Source organism: Microbulbifer thermotolerans, from assembly GCF_001617625.1.
Taxonomy (GTDB): Bacteria; Pseudomonadota; Gammaproteobacteria; order Pseudomonadales; family Cellvibrionaceae; genus Microbulbifer; species Microbulbifer thermotolerans.
This window is the reverse complement of record NZ_CP014864.1, coordinates 268,935-286,915: the sequence shown is the minus strand read 5'-3', so window position 1 is coordinate 286,915 and position 17,981 is coordinate 268,935. Positions and strand designations below refer to the sequence as shown.

Annotated in this window: 14 protein-coding genes; 3 read left to right on the top strand and 11 right to left on the bottom strand. The window is 59.1% G+C overall.

Annotation, left to right across the window (positions count from 1 at the left end; translation table 11 throughout):
• Position 1 precedes the first annotated feature (1 nt).
• Positions 2–799, bottom strand: a complete 798-nt coding sequence (locus tag A3224_RS01210) for a transposase (RefSeq protein WP_082817344.1) — start codon at positions 797–799, stop codon at positions 2–4.
• Positions 800–1,126: 327 nt separating this feature from the next.
• Between A3224_RS01210 and A3224_RS01205 the strand changes: the two genes are divergently transcribed.
• The 3 genes from A3224_RS01205 to A3224_RS01195 are packed head-to-tail and all read left to right on the top strand — an operon-like array spanning position 1,127 to position 6,133.
• A complete protein-coding gene (locus A3224_RS01205) occupies positions 1,127–1,990 on the top strand; it encodes a Stp1/IreP family PP2C-type Ser/Thr phosphatase (protein WP_067150405.1) in 864 nt (287 codons plus the stop codon).
• A 16-nt stretch (positions 1,991–2,006) separates the two neighbouring features.
• On the top strand, positions 2,007–5,048 hold the full coding sequence (locus A3224_RS01200) for a DUF6531 domain-containing protein (protein ID WP_067150402.1): 3,042 nt from the start codon (positions 2,007–2,009) through the stop codon (positions 5,046–5,048).
• Positions 5,049–5,107: 59 nt separating this feature from the next.
• Entirely contained in the window at positions 5,108–6,133 is a 1,026-nt protein-coding gene (locus tag A3224_RS01195) for a succinylglutamate desuccinylase/aspartoacylase family protein (RefSeq protein WP_067150399.1), read from the top strand.
• Positions 6,134–6,182: 49 nt separating this feature from the next.
• On the opposite strand, the gene A3224_RS01190 is transcribed toward A3224_RS01195, so the two are convergent.
• The 10 genes from A3224_RS01190 to mutL form a co-directional block, all read right to left on the bottom strand.
• Complete coding sequence (locus A3224_RS01190) at positions 6,183–7,403, bottom strand: lytic murein transglycosylase (protein WP_067150396.1); 1,221 nt, start codon at positions 7,401–7,403, stop codon at positions 6,183–6,185.
• A gap of 99 nt (positions 7,404–7,502) precedes the next feature.
• Entirely contained in the window at positions 7,503–8,150 is a 648-nt protein-coding gene (gene trhA / locus A3224_RS01185; protein ID WP_067150393.1) for a PAQR family membrane homeostasis protein TrhA, read from the bottom strand.
• A 96-nt stretch (positions 8,151–8,246) separates the two neighbouring features.
• Complete coding sequence (locus A3224_RS01180; RefSeq protein WP_067150390.1) at positions 8,247–9,569, bottom strand: adenylosuccinate synthase; 1,323 nt, start codon at positions 9,567–9,569, stop codon at positions 8,247–8,249.
• Positions 9,570–9,711: 142 nt separating this feature from the next.
• Positions 9,712–10,905: an ATP phosphoribosyltransferase regulatory subunit gene (locus tag A3224_RS01175; RefSeq protein ID WP_067150387.1), complete on the bottom strand. Its 1,194-nt coding sequence runs from the start codon at positions 10,903–10,905 to the stop codon at positions 9,712–9,714.
• 136 nt (positions 10,906–11,041) lie between these two features.
• Positions 11,042–11,917: a protease modulator HflC gene (gene hflC, locus A3224_RS01170; RefSeq protein WP_067150384.1), complete on the bottom strand. Its 876-nt coding sequence runs from the start codon at positions 11,915–11,917 to the stop codon at positions 11,042–11,044.
• Positions 11,918–11,929: 12 nt separating this feature from the next.
• Complete coding sequence (gene hflK / locus A3224_RS01165) at positions 11,930–13,069, bottom strand: FtsH protease activity modulator HflK (RefSeq protein ID WP_067150381.1); 1,140 nt, start codon at positions 13,067–13,069, stop codon at positions 11,930–11,932.
• Positions 13,070–13,210: 141 nt separating this feature from the next.
• On the bottom strand, positions 13,211–14,527 hold the full coding sequence (gene hflX, locus A3224_RS01160) for a ribosome rescue GTPase HflX (protein WP_067150378.1): 1,317 nt from the start codon (positions 14,525–14,527) through the stop codon (positions 13,211–13,213).
• Between the two features lie 102 nt (positions 14,528–14,629).
• On the bottom strand, positions 14,630–14,914 hold the full coding sequence (gene hfq, locus A3224_RS01155; protein WP_067150375.1) for an RNA chaperone Hfq: 285 nt from the start codon (positions 14,912–14,914) through the stop codon (positions 14,630–14,632).
• Positions 14,915–15,075: 161 nt separating this feature from the next.
• The gene (gene miaA, locus A3224_RS01150; protein ID WP_067157254.1) at positions 15,076–15,999 is read right to left on the bottom strand and encodes a tRNA (adenosine(37)-N6)-dimethylallyltransferase MiaA; all 924 of its coding nucleotides are present in this window, start codon (positions 15,997–15,999) and stop codon (positions 15,076–15,078) included.
• A gap of 58 nt (positions 16,000–16,057) precedes the next feature.
• Positions 16,058–17,902, bottom strand: a complete 1,845-nt coding sequence (gene mutL / locus A3224_RS01145; RefSeq protein ID WP_067150373.1) for a DNA mismatch repair endonuclease MutL — start codon at positions 17,900–17,902, stop codon at positions 16,058–16,060.
• Between the last annotated feature and the right edge of the window lie 79 nt (positions 17,903–17,981).

The window sequence follows — 17,981 nt, the reverse complement described above, 5'->3', positions numbered from 1 at the left end:
ATCAGCTTTCCATTGTCGCCAGATTGGCGCTGTTATTATTAACCTGCTGCGTTTTTCCAGAGGCATTTTCTACTTTTTTTGATGAAGTCTCACCCGGCAAATGATCGACTTTTTTTGACTTTCTCGGTCTGCCGCGCTTCAACGGCCTCACCCGCTGGTTGGCGATCTGCTCTATTTTGTCTTTGAAGGCATCACCGCCCAGTACATGACCCAGCTTGATAGTTTCGGCAATATACTCGAGCAGGTGGCGGTCGAAACTATAGCGGAACAGCTTCCTGTATTCTTGCGCCCTTGCCCTTGGCGTTTCACCCAGGGCCATGTAAAGGCGATGATCCGTGATCACCTCGTTTTCTTCGGTGTTGACATGGTGGTGGAAACTGGACCATCGATAGTCACTCAGTGAGTCCGCCAGGCCTAGATACAGCGGGCGCAATTCCACATAGCGATAACAAGTGAGAAGGTACGCATCAGAATCTATCAGACTGGACTTGTAACGCCCTCGCCACAAGGTTCCCGACCGCTTATAGCGATGATTTACATACTGCACATAACGACGTCCCAGGGATTGCATCATTGAAGGCACACCATCCGGCACCCTGGGCATAGCGATGATCTGCACCATATTCGGCAGCAGAACATAAGCGTGCACATCGACACGGTACTGATCCGCCGCATTTTTCAGGCAGATCAAATAAAACTGATAATCCTCATCATCAAAAAAGCACGGCAGGTTGTTGTGGCCCACCTGAACGATGTGCTGGGGTATATCAATCAGGTTGAGTCTGGGAAGACGGGGCATTTTGCCAACAATTCCTTTGTTGCACAGGCGTACTACCTAGAAGCTGTTCATCATTATCGAGCGAATCCTGGTGGCGCCCGGCATCTTCATGTACCACGAATACATTCCACTGCCCGGCAATAAGATCCAGTCTGCCGCTCCCTGCCATATACTACGGTTCCTAGCCTTTCCATAGTTCACAGTTTGTGCATTATCGCAAAACAAAGAAAAAAATTTCAAACACTTGGCCCCATCAAGTTAAAATTATGGAATGACGTTAACAAAATAAATAATGAAAAAAATTTTACTATCGGCAATATGTTGCCATCGAAAGGAGTCTTTACAGGCATGGAGTCCATAAGGATTGCGGTCAACGGACGCACGGACATTGGACAGGTACGAGAAGAGAATGAAGACAGTATTCACTGGCACGCAGATCCCGAACATCCCTTTGCCTATGTAATTATTGCCGATGGCATGGGGGGATACAGCGGGGGGGCCACGGCCAGCAGAATCGCAACCGAAACACTGCAAAGCCGCCTCGACAACCTGTTGGAGCACACCTTTCTCTCATGCAGCCCGGAACAACAGCAGCTGATGCTGCGCGCGGCGCTGATAGAAGCCATTGATGCGGCCAACGAGCAAATATTGCTGGCCAAGAGCACCCACCCCCAATTTGCACAAATGGGAACAACCCTGGTGGTCGCCGTTGTCTGGCAGAGTTTTCTGGTCGTCGCACACCTGGGCGATTCCCGCGCATATCTCTGGAACCATTACGGACTGCAGCGCCTCACCCGGGACCACAGTTTGGTTCAGGAAATGATCGACAGCGGCCAGCTCACTCCCGAGCAGGCCCAGGAGTCCAATATCCGCAATCACATCACCAGGGCGCTTGGAGTTTCCAGCCGAGCAGCCCCCAATATCAGCAGCTGGAAGTTAACCGAGAATGCGCTGTTGATGCTGTGTAGCGACGGGGTCACCGAATATCTAGACGACCACGCGATAGAACGGATTCTCGCGACACACCGGCCTGCGCTGGAATGCGTGTACAAATTCATCGACGATGCCAATCGAATGGGCGGCCGCGACAATATCAGTGCCGGCATCCTGGAATTTTCCATTCAGCCCGAAGTAGTCGTCACGGAAAATGTGAACAGTATCACAGTGCGCCCCCAAAAGGATGACGTCACTGTACGCAAGGAGCAGCGTTAGCTGGGAGATTTCACTGATGAAATCAGCCATGGACGCAGCAGAAGAGCCAGCTTTTTTTATTCCTCGACTGCTGAAAACACTCAGCCCCCTATCTATCGACCTTGCACCTGGCGATCCGATCGCTGCCTGCCGCCTGCTCGACAGTCTCAGTAACGGATTCCAAAGCAGAGTTGCCGACGCACCTCTCGGTTCTCTGTGGCCACAGGTGCCGCAGATAATCCCGAACAGCTACAGCTTATCGAAGGCAAATCTCCCCGCCCTCTTACCAATATTTGACAGTGGACCGGTTCAACTGATCAGCAACCCGGGCGTCAACGCCGACGGCCAACAACTGCCACCGCTGGAGTTGAGTCAAGGTGTCTGTAATCACGTCATTGCTTCCAACGGCGAAGTGGCATTTGAGCGTATCGATGCAACCATTCCCGGTCCGTTTGAATTTCATTGGCGACGATTCTACCGACAGAGTAATAGCGGAGACTCGGGGCTCGGCTCCGGCTGGCGGCACAGCTTGAGTGAGCAGCTCCATATACGAGAGGACGGGGCGGAGCTCCACACCGCCGAAGGACGGCGGATTTATTTTAAAGTCCCAGCGATAGGACACAGTTGCTACAATCGCTACGAGCGCTTGCTGCTGCACCGCCAAAGCCTGCACAGTTACCGCATCATCGGCTTCGATCAGCCCCAGCGTATCTTCCGCGCAGACGGAGTCAACAGCGCACTGCCACTGGTGGAAATTCGCGATCAGTTCGGCAACGCCCTCTCCATCGATTACCGCAACGGGCTGCCATCCAAGATCGTCAGCTCCTGGGGGCGGGTAGTGGAAATCCACAGCCGCGAAGGGCACATTGAAAAACTGATAAATACTCAGGCGCCCGACAGTCAGTGCGAGCTGTGTCACTACGAATATGACTCTCAGCTACTCACGAAAGCCGCCACAGAGCGAGGGCGGGAGCACTACACCTACCGGGAACAGCAGCTTGCTGCAATAGAATGCAATCGATGGGGAAAGCTGCTGTTTAAATACGACAACCAGGGGCGTTGCTGTGAACTTCAGCACAATGAGCGACTGCACACGCTCAGCTGGCGCCAATCTGAACGGCGCTGCACCCTGCGCACCAGCGGACGCCACCCGATCGAATGGAAATTCAACCACACCGGATATTTGGTCGACGAGCGGCAGCACAACATGCACCGGCGCTGGCTTTACGATCACTACGGCAATCTCTGCGAGGAAATAACACCGGACGACCAGCGGTGCATTTACCGTTACGATGAACTTGGACGGTTGACGCGCCGCACCCGCAATCAAGTCAGCGACCGCTATCTGTATGACCAGCGGGGTTTTCTTACCGCCATCCTTCGCCGTGACGAGCAACTGTGGCGCTTCCAGTACAATGAGCGCGGTTGTCCAGACAAAATCACCGACCCTGAAAACCATGTCTGGCAATGCCAATACAGTGATCGGGGGCAACTGATACAGCTCAAAGACCCGGAAGGTGGCTCGGTGCACTTCAACTGGGACAGCCAGGCGCAACTGCAGACGGTTCAGCGCAGTGACCGCAACTGGGGATTTGAATACGATCACTGGCACCGACTGACCGCGCTCATCGAGGATGGAAATACCCTGCGCAGCTGGCGCTATGGGCAAGCCGGACAACTGCTCGAAGCGACGATCGGCGACCGAAGTTTCCAGCTGGAATACACCGAAGACGGCCAGCCCAACGCCCTTCGGGACAATAGGGATCAAATCCTGTGCTGGCAGTCCGACGCCGCCGGCCGGTGCCGAAAAATCCAATTCCCCGGCGGGCAAATTTGGCAATTACACTACGACACCCACGGACAATTACACCAGCTGGAAACCCCAGCGGGTAACACGATTTGGAACTACGACGGCTTCGGACGCGTCACTGCCAGAGAAGATGCGAACGGCCGCCTCCGCCAGTGGCACTACTACCCCGATGGCAGACTGCGCGAATACCGCGACAGCGACTTGCGCTGGTATTTCCGCTACGCCGACGACGGCACACTGGCGCAGATTCGCAATAACAGCGGACAGCACTGCGATTTTCGCAGCGACCGACACGGCAGGATAATACAGGCGGACAACACCCACGCCTTCGTGCGATTCCAATACGACCATCGAGACCGGCTAATTGCCGAGCACCACGACAGCAAGGACGCGGACAGCCTGACCCTCAGACACGATTACGACACACGCGGCTGGCTGAAGAGTACCAGTTCCGATTGCCTGGCACTGACCTACACTCTGGCGCCGAGCAGTGACCTTTACGGTGTGGACGCCAACGGCGAAGTAATTCTGCGCTGTGAAACGGAAGCGTCAGCTATCGCTTGGGTGCAGGGAGAATTGCGCAGCCGCCGCAGTTACGAGTATGGGCAAATGACGGAACTGTCGGCAGGGCCGGGTCTTAGCTGGCAATTCCCCACGGAAGAGCCCCTTCACCTGTCGGCCCCGGAACAAGCTGTGCCGGAAACCAAAGAAACAGCGATTCTCCGCGACAAACGCGGAAGCGTTATCCGCGAGCTCCGCGCCGATAATCAGCGCGAGTACTTGTACCAGTACGATGGCTGGGGTCTGCTCGCCAGTGCCGAGTGCGGCGATTTCAAAACCTGGTTTCGGTATGACCCCTTCGGACGGCGCCTCAGTAAACTCAGTACCCATCGCAAATCCACCCGTCAACGCCGTGTCGATACCCGCTGGTACAGCATGGGGCTTTGGAGTGAAATCCATGTACTGAATAACCGGGCAGAACCAGCGATCCACTATATTCACCACCCGTTGGACCAGACCCTCCTCTGCCGTTGGCGGGAGGACGCCATAGAGCACTACCTAACCAGCCCCGAGGGACAACCATTGGCCCTGTTCGATCACGAAGGCAAAAGACTTTGGGTGAAAGGGGAGCACACCGAACATAACACCAGCCCCGGGCCATGGCGCGGCCGCGGCAGGATTGGCGATAGCGAAACCGGCCTCTACTACACCTTGCGGGGATATTGGCATCCGCTGCTGAAAATCTGGATCAACACAATCCACGATTGAGGTGCACTAGCCCGTAGGAACGCCCTACAAAAAAGACGACGGCGGCCAGGGAGCCGGATATGGCAGAGGAATTCGTGATTGGCGGTATCCCCGTGCGACAAGGGGAAACCAAGCGTATCGACCTGCCGGTGGTACGCCTGTATACGGATACGGAAATGGCAATCCCCGTCTACGTGCAGCGTGGAAAGCGTTCCGGCCCCAGTTTGTTCGTATGCGCGGCCATTCATGGCGATGAACTGAATGGTGTCAAAGTCATCAGCCGTCTGATCAACAGCCGCGCGCTCAAGTCGCTGCGCGGTACCCTCATCGCAGTACCTGTGGTGAATGTCTACGGCATGCTACACAGATCCCGCTACCTGCCGGACGGGCGTGATCTCAACCGCTGCTTTCCCGGCACCAGCAAAGGGTCGCTCGCCTCGCGCATGGCCTATGTATTCATGCAAGAGGTAGTCGCCAAATGCCAGTACGGGATAGATCTGCACACCGGCGCCCTACACCGCAGTAATCTGCCACAGATCCGTGGCAATCTAGATGACCCGGAAATCCGCGAACTGGGCCGCGCCTTTGGAGCGCCGGTAATGTTACACGCCAACCTGCGCGACGGCTCCCTGCGCGAGGCAGCCACCGACTTACACGTAAAAACCCTGCTCTACGAGGCCGGTGAAGCACTGCGCTTCGACGACCTATGCATCCGCTCCGGTGTCCGGGGCATCCTCAATGTGATGCGCCAATTGAAAATGCTGCCACTGCGCAGGGGACGCAAGATTATGCGTCCGTTTATTTCCTATGAAAGCAGCTGGGTACGCGCTGGTGGCAGCGGAATCGTGCGCTTCGAGCGCAAGCTCGGCGAGTGGGTGCAAAAAGGAGAGCTGCTGGCCACCATTCTCGACCCTTACGGCCATGAGCTGGACATAGTGTCAAGCAATGACGACGGCATAGTGATAGGCCGCACCAACCTGCCACTGGTTCACGAAGGCGATGCCATGTATCACATAGCCAGCTTCCGCAAACCCCACGAGGTGGTGAAACGCCTGGATGAATTGCAGGATACCCTTGCGGGTGAAGCCTTTACTGAAAAGCCGTGAGTTGTCTGTGACTGATTCACCGGGGCATTGTATTAACCGCAGCCACGCATTACTTCCGTAGTAGCTCCAGCACTTCCCGGCTGGGATAGCCCAGCACTTCCACACCCGCGCTCTTCTCAAAGTTGCGGATCGCCGCACGCGTACCGGCACCCGCCTTGCCGTCAATTTCTCCCTTGTAGAACCCGCGCTGTTTCAGCAACCGCTGCAACTCCTCCACCTGGTTGCTGTCAATCGGCGTGAACGGCCTGTTCCAATCGCGCACCAGCCCGGGAGCCCCGCCTATCTGGTCAGCGAGCAGGCCTACGGCTGTCGCGTAGCGATCGGAATTGTTATAACGCTTGATCACAAAAAAGTTCTTCAGCATCAAGAATGCCGGACCCTGGCGGCCATCTAGCAATTTGAGTTCCGCTTTGTCCTGTTTACGGGGAAAGGGTTCGCCATTCGCACGCCTGACATCCAGCTTTTCCCACTCGGCGATCGTCAGCTTACCTGCGGGTAGTTTGCGCTTGGGGATTGTCACTTCATAGCCCCAGGTTTCGCCGCGGCGCCAGCCGTTACTCGAGAGCAGATTAGCAGCGGTAGCCAGGGCATCGGGCACAGAGTTCCAGATATCGCGCTTGCCATCGCCATCCAAATCCACCGCATAGGCCTGGTAACTGGTGGGGATAAACTGGGTATGCCCCATGGCGCCGGCCCAGGAGCCGGTTAGATGGCCCTCGTCGATGTCGCCACTTTGCAAAATTTTTAGTGCCGCCAGCAGCTGTTGGCGGCCAAACTTCTTACGCTGTGGGTCGGCGTAAGCCAGAGTGGCCAGAGAGCGGATCACATTGCGCATGACCGTCTGATTATCGAGAATCGCGCCAAAGCTGGACTCTACCGACCAAATCGCCAAAAGGATATTCGGATCAACGCCATACCGCTGTTCGATTTTGTCGAGCCAGGGCTGCAGCTTCTCCTTTTCCGCTCGCCCCCGTGCCACCGCGCGCTTCTGTACCCGGTTGTCAAAATACTGCCACACGGGTGCCTTGAATTCCGGCTGGTAGGCGGCTTTGTCCAGCACCCATTGATCCGGTGCGTTGACACCCGCAAATGCGCGGTCGTACACCGGGCCGGAAATCCCGTTCGCGATCGCGGTCTTGCGAAAATCCTTTACCCACTTCTGAAATGCCGGATCCGCGCTTTCCATGGCGGCCAAGGGCAATGCCCACAGCCAGGCGACAATCAGTGCGGCATACAGCGGAAATTGATACAGCGGACGACTGGGGGCCATAGCGATTCCTTCTGCCAACAGGTTGCTCGCTCAAGGGTAGAACGGGAGAAGCCGCGCCGAAAGGCGGATTTCCTCCGCCGTGACACAAGTCAAGTTGGCTTAGGGAATCACGTAGAAAAGCACGGCAAAAAAGTGCAAAACACCGCCAGCCAGCACAAAGAGGTGCCAGATGGCGTGGTGGAAACGCAGGCTGCGCCACAGGTAGAAGACGATGCCGCCGGTGTAGCAGAGGCCACCCAGTACCAGCAGCCAAAGACCGCCCGGCGCCAGACGCTCCACCAGCGGCTCAACGGCCGCAATTACCACCCAACCCATCAGCGCGCTCAGCGTGATCGACAGGGCCCGAATCTTTTTCAGTGGCGTAAGCTGAATCACCAGCCCCGCCAATGCCAGGCCCCAGATAATGCCAAACAACCACCAACCCCAGGGTCCCCGCAGAGTCACCAGGGTGAAAGGTGTGTAAGTGCCTGCTATCAACAGGAAAATGGCCGAGTGGTCCAGGGTGCGCAGCACTGCTTTGGCGCGCTCGTGACTGATCGCATGATAGAGAGTGGACGCGCCAAAGCAGAGAATCAAGGTAGCGGCATATACGGCACAGCTGACAATATGCCAAGCATCGCCGCGCAGGGCGGCAAAAGCGCAAAGTACACCGAGGCCGGCAATCGCCAACAGCGCCCCCAAACCGTGGGTGACACTGTTCGCGATTTCTTCCGCAAGACTGTAGCGCTTGGCGATGGTTGAGGACATATCACACTCCCTGTCGAAGTCTTCGACTCTGAGTCTGGCAGAAATTTATGACCAGATGTAGCCCAACGATCAACGCCGCAGAATAAGACAAGTCAATCAGACACTCGGGTTGTGAATACCCATTTCACACAGCGCCGAAGAGGCGCGCACAATCGTTTCACTGCGATCGGGGCCAGTGGAGATAATGTCAATGGGTGCGCCGACCAACTCTTCGATTCGCGCAATGTAAGCGCGCGCATTGGCCGGCAGCTCCGCTTCGCGCCGGATTCCGAAGGTAGTCTCATCCCAGCCAGGCAAGGTTTCGTAGACAGGCTCCACGCCTTCCCAGCCCGCGGCATCGAAAGGCACTGGCACGTCCCGCCCTTCGCTGTCGCGGTAGCCAACGCAGATCTTCACTTCCTTCAGGCCGTCGAGCACATCCAACTTGGTGAGACACAGACCAGAGATACTGTTGATACGGATGGCGTGACGCACTGCCACGGCGTCAAACCAGCCGGTGCGCCGGGCCCGCCCGGTGGTGGCGCCGAACTCATGGCCCTTCTCGCCCAGATGGCGTCCTACATCGCATTCCAGCTCCGTAGGGAAGGGTCCGCCGCCGACACGGGTCGTATAAGCTTTGGTAATGCCCAATACATAGTCCAGGTAAAGAGGCCCGAAGCCGGAACCGGTGGCGGTGCCGCCAGCGGTCGTATTGGAGGAAGTCACGTAAGGATAGGTGCCGTGATCGATATCCAGCAGCGAACCCTGGGCGCCTTCAAAGAGGATGTGCTCGCCGCCTTCGCGGGCACAATGCAGCCGGTCGGCGACATCGGTAATCATCGGCACCAGTTGGTCGCGCCAGACTTTCGCCCGCTCCAGGATATCTTCGTAATTGACCGGCTCAGTTTTGTAGTACTGGGTGAGCGCAAAATTGTGGTAATCCAGCAATCCCTTCAGTTGGGCGCAGAAACTGTCCCAGTTGCACAGGTCGCCGAGACGCAGACCGCGGCGCGCGACTTTGTCCTCATAGGCCGGACCGATACCGCGGCCGGTGGTACCGATAGCCTTATCACCGCGCGCTCTTTCCCGCGCCTGGTCCAGAGCCACGTGTACCGGCAATATCAGCGGACAGGCCGGTGACAAACGCAGGCGATCGCGCACAGGGACATTTTTTGCCTCCAGATCCGCCATTTCCTTTAACAGCGCATCCGGCGACAACACCACGCCGTTGCCGATCAGGCAGGTGACACCGTCGCGCAGAATGCCGGAGGGAATTAGGTGCAGAACCGTCTTCTCGCCGTCGATAACCAGTGTGTGGCCCGCGTTGTGACCGCCCTGGAAACGCACCACAAGCGAAACCTTTTCCGTCAGCAGGTCGACGATCTTGCCTTTGCCTTCATCGCCCCACTGGGTGCCCAGCACTACTACGTTTTTGCCCATTTGCGTAAATCTCAAATCGTCAGTTCATCTGTGGGATGGGCCATGGGATGCGGGAACCGTGCCCATCAACCGGCTCCGATGGGCGCAGCCCATCCCGCGAGCATGCCCGGATACCGGGCCAAATCAATGCATTCGGCCAAAATCAGTCGCGTGGTTTCACCACCCAACTGCCCTGCTCCAGGCACAATGTACGGTCGCAGCGGGACAGGACTTCGTCCTCGGCTCCGTCCGGCAGCGCGAATATAACGACCTCGCCTTCACTGCGCAGACACTCCACCGCGCGCCACAGGGTCTCGCCTTCGGCGCCCTCGGCCAGCGGCGCCAGTATAGCGGTGCCGGACGATGCCGGGGTGCGGCCCAGGGTATTAAGTGAAACTAGGTCGCTGCTGAATCCGGTGGCGGGTCTGTCGCGGCCGAAAACCTTGCCGATACCGTTGTAGCGACCGCCGTTGGCCAGCGCCTGGCCGTAACCCGGCGTATAGGCGGCAAAAACCAGTCCGGTCTCGTAGTCGTAGCCGCGCACCTCAGAAAGATCGAAAAAGAGCTCCACCGATGGGTAACGTTGGGCGAGGGAGTCGGCCACTGTCTGCAGGTCGGCCAGCGCCGCGGCCAGTTCCGCTGGCGCCCCGGCAAACAGATCTCTCGCCTTCGCCAGACAATCACTGCCGCCAGCGAGACCCGGCAGAGCCCGCAGCCACCCGGCGGCCCGGGATTCGGAGACATTGGTTTCGACCCACTGCTGCACATCCGCGCTGGCCTTGCTCTGCAACAGGGCAAACAGCTCGCGCTGCGCCTCTTCGTCCAGGCCCGCGGCTCTGGCCAGACTGCGATAGATCGCCACGTGCCCGAGGTCTAGGTGAATCTGCTCTATCCCTGCTGTCTGCAGGCTTTCGAGCATCAACGAGATGACTTCGATATCCGCGTGCAGGCTTTCGACACCGTACAGCTCGGCACCGATCTGAATGGGTGCGCGCGACCCCATGGCAGTGCGCGGGCGGGTGTGCAGCACATGGCCGGCGTAGCAGAGGCGGTTGACGCCTGCGCGGGGGAAGCTGTGGGCATCTATACGCGCCGTCTGCGGCGTGATATCCGCGCGTATGCCCAGGGTGCGCCCCGAGAGCTGGTCGGTCACCTTAAAGGTACTAAGTTCCAGGTCGCGCCCCATACCGACCAGTAGGGATTCGGTAAACTCGAGCATAGGCGGCATTACCAGCTCGTAGCCCCAGCTGTGGTAGAGGTCCAGCAGACGGCGGCGCAGCGTTTCAATCTGCAGGGCGTCCGCGGGCAGGATTTCCGCGATACCGTCCGGCAGCATCCAGCGATCGGCTTGGGTCATGGTGAAAAAGCTTTGTCAGCGGTATGGCGGGGCGCTTGCACCCCCACAAAAAAACCGGGCACTGCCCGGTTTGTGTGATTTTACCATCAAGTCCCTGCGGGAAGGTAGGGGCTTTATCGGCCATTGTCCGGCACAGTTACTGCTTGCCGTCCGCATCCTTCAAATAGCGGAAGAAATCGCTGTCAGGATCCACCAGCAGCAGGTCTGAGCGGCTTTTGAAGGACTCCTTGTAGGCCTGCAGACTGCGGGTAAAGCGATAGAACTCGGGGTTCTTGCTGTATGCGGCAGCGTAAATCGCGGCGGCCTCTGCATCGCCAGCACCGCGCAGCTCCTCGGCCTTGCGGTAGGCCTCGGCCTCAATTACCACCTTCTGGCGGTCGGCGTTGGCGCGGATGCGCTCACTGGCCTCCTGGCCCTTGGCGCGGTGGTCGCGGGCCTCCAGTTCACGGCCGGCGCGCATGCGCTGGAATACCGATTCCGATACTTCCGGCGGCAAATCGATGCGTTTTACCCGCACATCGACGATTTCCACCCCCAGATCCCCGCGCGCCTTTTGATTGAGGTTTTTGGTGATTTCCGCCATCAGCTCATCCCGCTGGCCGCTCACCACTTCGTGCAAGTCGCGCACGCCAAACTGGTTGCGCAGACGGTCGTTGATCTGCTCCGCCAGCAGGCGCACCGCGTTGCGTTCATCGCCGCGAGTGGCGATATAGAAGCGGCCCACGTCAAAGATGCGGTATTTGGCGTAGGAGTCCACCATCATAAATTTGTTTTCCGCGTTCAGCATACGCACCGGACTGGAGTCTACCGTCTGGATGCGGGCATCGAACTTGCGCACTTCGTGCATCAGCGGAACCTTGAAGTAGAGCCCCGGCTCGTAATCCGTGCGGATCACTTCTCCGAAGCGCAGCAACACAGCCTTTTCCGTTTCCTTGACCACAAAGGCGCTGGAAGAAACCACGAGCAGGCCAATCGCCAGGGCAGCGATGATAAGCAGTGTTCTGTTGTTCATTGCGTCACCCCCTTATCGTACATTCTGGCTGCGGCGGCTGTTGGCAGCCTCGGTGCGCAGGCGGTCGACGATGCGCTGATAGATCTCGTCCACCACCTGTGGAGAAACGTCTCTGCGCTGCAGTGCCTGGGTACCGCTCTGCTCCGCCAGTTTATCCAGGGGCAGATACATCATGTTATTGCCGCCCTCGATATCCACCATCACTTTGGAGGCACTGGCCATCACTTCCTGCACGGCGTCTAGGTAGAGGCGCTCGCGGGTGACTTCCGGAGCCCGCTCGTACTCGGCCAACAGCTTCTCGAAACGCACAGCCTCACCACGCGCATTTTCCACCACCCGCGCCTTGTAGGCTTCCGCTTCCTCAATCATGCGCTGGGCCTGACCGCGCGCGACCGGAATCACCTGGTTGGCGTAGGCCTGGGCCTCGTTCTGCAGCCGCACCTCGTCTTCGCGGGCACGGACCACGTCGTCGAAGGCATCCTGCACTTCCCGAGGCGCCTTGGCGTCAGTAAGGTTGACCACGTCGACACGGATGCCGGTCTGGTAGAGGTCCAAATAACGCTGCAGACGCTTCTGTGTCTCCGCGGACACTTTGGTGCGGTTTTGTGAGATTACGCCGTTGAGACTGGAGGAACCAACCACATGGCGCAGCGCGCTGTCGGTGGCTTCCTGCAGACTCTTGAGCGGGTCGCGCACGCGCAGTACATAGGCTTCGGCGTCGTCAATATGCCACTGTACCTGCAGCACCACATCGACGATGCTGGCGTCCTTGGTCAGCATCTGCCCGGTGGTGCGCTCTGTACGCACCTCAGTCATATTCACCTTGGTAACGGTGTCGATCAGCGGCGGGTTCCAGTGCAGGCCCGCCGACTGTGTGGAGTGGTATTTACCCAGCCGCAAAACCACGGCGGCCTCGTTGGCGTTGACCTGATAAAAGCCCCACACACCATAAAGCACCGCCAATACGATGAGCACCAGCGCCCAGGGGAATTTGGCCTGTCCGCCGGTACCGGAAGCGGAGCCGCCACCAAAAAGGTTGTTTAACTTCTGCTGCAGTTTACGCAGCAGCTCATCGAGATCCGGCGGGCCATCGTTGCGGTTTCCACCACCCCAGGGATCCTTGTTGTTACCACCCGGTTCGTTCCAGGCCATCAAAACACTCCAACTCTGATCATTTAACGTTACGCATCGGCGGATTCTAGCATTCTTCGCCAGTGAATTATTGCGCTCTGCCACCGCGGCGCCTTATCTGCAGCCAGGCCCGGTGCCGGCGGCGGCATTTTCGGACGGCCTTCAACAGTGGTCGCCAACTGCTTCCCGCGGCTGCCATTGGGGCGCCTGGTCACCGTCCCTATAGGGGGCCAGCAGCCGCTGCAATTCGCCCCTCGGCAACAGTAACTGCAATTCACAGTCACCGTTATCGCGATAGCGTTCGCTCTGCACTGCATTGATGGCATACAACTGTGCGCGCAGGCGCGAGTGCTGCGGCGGGATCAACAGCAGGCCGGAGACCATCTGCTCGCCGAGCCGCTCGGCAATGGCATCCACCAGCATGTCGCAGCCGGCACCGCTGGCGGCAGATAGCCACACGGCGCGCGGCTGCCCCTGGTCATCCCGCTCAATTCTGGGTTCACTGTCAGCGAGCAGATCTATCTTGTTGAAGACAAACAACTGTGGAAGCTCGGCCGCGCCTATCTCTTCCAGCACATTCTGCACCTCTTCCATCAAGTGCAGCCGATCCTCCGCCGCGGCATCCACCACATGCAGCAACAGGGTCGCATTGCCCGCCTCCTCCAGGGTGGCGCGGAAAGCTTCTACCAGTTTGTGCGGCAGGTGGGATACGAAGCCGACCGTGTCCGCCAGTATCATGGCGCCAACACTGGGCAACTCTACCCGGCGCATGGTCGGGTCCAGAGTCGCGAACAACTGATCGCGCACATAGACACCGGCATCGGTCAGGCGGTTGAACAGGGTCGATTTGCCGGCATTTGTATAACCCACCAGGGATACAGTGGCGACTTCAGCGCGCGAGCGAGCGCGGCGCCCCTGCTCCCGCTGGCGGCGCACCTTTTCCAGCTTTTTCTCGATCGAATCGATGCGCGCCCGCAACAGGCGGCGGTCCGTTTCCAGCTGTGTCTCGCCCGGGCCGCGCAGACCGATACCGCCTTTCTGCCGCTCAAGGTGTGTCCAGCCGCGTACCAGGCGTGTCGCCATGTGTCGCAGCTGCGCCAATTCCACCTGCAACTTGCCTTCATGGGTGCGGGCCCGCTGGGCAAAAATATCCAGAATCAATCCGGTGCGGTCCAGCACCCGACACTTGAGTTCGCGCTCGATATTGCGTTCCTGACTGGGAGACAGGGCGTGATCAAAGATCACCAATTCCGCGCCGTGATCCACTACCGCCTGGCGTATATCCTCTAATTTGCCGCGTCCGACAAAGGTTTTGGGGTCCGGCGCGGCGCGCTGACCAAAGATAAAAGCCACAGGGTCCGCGCCGGCGGAGAGCGCCAGCTCTTCGAATTCACGCGGGTCGTCGGGGCTGTCGATGGCGGAGAGCTCCAGGTGAACCAGTACCGCCAGCTCACCGGATTCCGGTCGTTCAAAAAACAATGGGAAGTCTCTTGTGGGGGGCCGCAAGCCCAAAAGTCATGGCGCCAAACCACAGGCGCCCCGGCAAGCCGAGGCGCAGTTCAATCCGGGGGATGGTCAGAGTCAGCCGAAAGTTTCTCCGCCGCCCTCGCCACCGGCACCCTCGCCGCCCTGCTGAGCCTGGGGGTTCAGCAGTGGCACGCGCACCGCACGGGACGGAACCACAGTGGAGATAGCGTGCTTGTACACCATCTGGCTGACAGTGTTTTTCAGCAGTACCACAAACTGATCGAAAGATTCTATTTGCCCCTGAAGTTTGATGCCGTTAACCAAATAGATGGAAACCGGGATACGCTCTTTGCGCAATACGTTGAGGTAAGGGTCTTGTAAGCTATGCCCTTTTGACATCTTTTTTCTCCTTGTCAAAAGCTGGATGCGAATGCAGGCCGCAATCGCGCCCACGAAAGCCGTGGACTAAGAGACGACTGAGGTTGAAACGCGTGTAAATAAAAAGAGCCGGAAGCAGCCAGACTCAATGAACAAACTGACTGAAGTCACGTTATGGATGCTCAGCCAAGAAATTTCAAGACCTCCGCCAATATTTCGTCATTTTTGCGCACCCGACCATCGGCATCCTGTGCGTAGACCGGCGTGAGGTCCGGCCAGCGCCGCAGCCAGGTAAGCTGACGTTTGGCCAGTTGACGGGTGGCGGCGATACCCGCAGCCACCATTTCGTCGTAATTTAAGCGCCCCTCCAGGTATTGCCATACCTGGCGGTACCCCACCGCGCGAATCGCCGGCAGATCCTCGTGCAGGTCTCCCCGCGCACGCAATTGCCGCACCTCGTCGACAAAACCCGCGTCCAGCATTCGCTGAAAACGAATGGCGATGCGCTCGTGCAGCAGTGCCCTGTCTCGCGGCAACAACGCCATCTGCCGCAGCTCGTACCGCTCGGTAAGCGAGTCCTGCGCCCGCTCGCGGCGGAGCGCTGACAGGGGGCGGCCGGTCAGGTAATAAACCTCCAGCCCCCGCTCAATGCGCACCGAGTGGTTGGGGTGCAACTGGGAAGCCAGCTCCGGGTCCACCCTGCTCAATTCCGCGTGCAGCGACGGCCACCCCTCCCGCGCGGCGCGCGCCTCCAGTTCCGCCCGGAGGGCCGGGTCCGCCTCGGGTAACTGCGCCATGCCCTCCAGTAGAGCGCGAAAATACAACATGGTTCCGCCAACTAACAGCGGAATTTTGCCGGCAGCGGTGATTTCAGCCATCGCCAGCAGGGCGTCCTCGCGAAAACGGCCAGCGGAATAAGACTCAGCGGCATCACAGATATCGATCAAGCGGTGGGGATAGCGGGCCAGCTCCTCGGGGCTGGGTTTTGCAGAACCGATATCCAGACCGCGATAAACCAGTGCCGAATCGACGCTGACCAGCTCAACGGGCAAGCGATCGGACAGCGCCATCGCCAAGTCTGTCTTGCCCGATGCCGTCGGCCCCATCAGGAAAATCGCCCGGGGCTTTTCTCCCGCTTGTGCAGCGCCGGTTTGCCCTTTCAGTTCACTGGCCACGCAAAAACCACTTGTCCATATCCGCCAATTTCACTTGTGTCCAGGTTGGACGGCCGTGATTGCACTGGCCGCTGCGCTCAGTGCGCTCCATATCCCTGAGCAGGGCGTTCATTTCCGGCACGGTGAGCTTGCGGTTGGCGCGCACCGAACCGTGGCAGGCCATGGTGGCAAGTATCTCGTTGATGCGCTCCCCGATACGACTACTGCCCCCCTGTGCCAACAGGTCCGCCAGTACGTCGCGCACTAACTGTTCCACCTCGGCACCGTGCAACATCGCCGGCACCTGGCGCACCAGCAGCGTCTCGGGGCCGGCCCGCTGCAATGCGAAGCCGAGCGCGGTGAAGACCTCGCTGCGTTCCTCATAACAGTCCGCCTCCCGCTGACTGACCGCCAGACTCACCGGCACCAGCAGTGGCTGCGCCTGTATCCCGCCGGCGGCGTAGGCGGCTTTCATTTGTTCGTAGACAATGCGCTCGTGCGCCGCGTGCATATCGACGACAATCAAGCCCTGCTCGTTCTGAGCCAGGATATAGATGCCGTGCAACTGCGCCAGCGCGTAGCCCAGTGGCGGCGCTTCGGTTGTATCACTTTCGGAAACCTGCAAGGCGGGCGCCGGCCGAGCAGGCGCTACTGGGGGCGTCGCTTCGGCCACACTGGATTCCGATTGATATGGCTGGTGCAGCGCGGCGTAATTCTGCATTTGCTGCTGCAAATCCACCGGCGATGGCCGCGTGCTGAGAGACATCTTTTGCTGGCCGGCGAACTCGCCGGCGCGGATACCACTGACGGTTTCCTCCGGCACCTGTTCCCGCTCCTCTCTCTGCCCCGGCCTGACATCCGCCAGTGCCCGGTGCAGGCTACCGAACAGAAAATCGTGCACAAGGCGGCTGTCCCGGAAGCGCACTTCGTGCTTGGTGGGGTGCACGTTTACATCCACCGCGGCGGGATCCAGTTCCAAGTAGAGTACAAAGGCCGGATGGCGGCCGTGATAGAGGACATCGGCAAAGGCGCGGCGCACCGCGTGGCTCACAACCTTGTCGCGGATAGCGCGACCGTTGACGTAGAAAAACTGCAGGTCCGCCTGGGAGCGGGAAAAGGCCGGCTCGGCCACCCACCCCCAGAGGCGCAGGCCGCTGCGTTCCACATCGATATGCAGCGCATTTTGCATAAACGCCGGCCCGCAGACCTGCGCCACGCGCCGCTCCATCTCCACCCGGCCGAGCCCGGCGCGGAGATTGTGCACACCCTTGCCGTTATGGCGCAGGCTGATGGAGACATCGAAGCGAGAAAGGGCCAGACGCTTGATGGTCTCGTCAACCCGGTTGAACTCAGTCTTCTCCGTGCGCAGAAACTTGCGCCGCGCCGGGGTGTTGAAGAAGAGGTCGCGCACGTCCACGGTGGTGCCCCGCGGATGCGCCGCCGGGGCCAGCGCCGCCTGCATGTCGCGGCCGGATACTGCGACCTGCCAGCCCTGGCCGCTGTCGTCGCGGCTGCTGGTCAAAGTCAGGCGTGCCACCGATGAGATACTGGCAAGGGCCTCACCGCGAAACCCGAGGGTGGCCACCGCTTCCAGGTCTTCCAGTGCATGGATCTTGGAAGTGGCGTGGCGGGCCAGCGCCAGTGGCAGATCGTCTTTATCGATGCCGCCACCATTGTCACGCACCTTGATGCGCTTGATACCACCGTTGTCGATTTCCACCTCCAGGCGGGTCGCACCGGCGTCGAGACTGTTTTCCAGCAGCTCTTTGATCACTGAAGCCGGGCGCTCCACCACTTCGCCGGCGGCGATCTGGTTCGCGAGGCGGGGGGACAACAGCTGGATTCTGTCGGACATATTGAATCTCGCCTGCGGACAGGCACCTGTCAGTTTCTTCGTTTTGGGCGCGACCTACCACGCGGCGGCCGCGCATCTG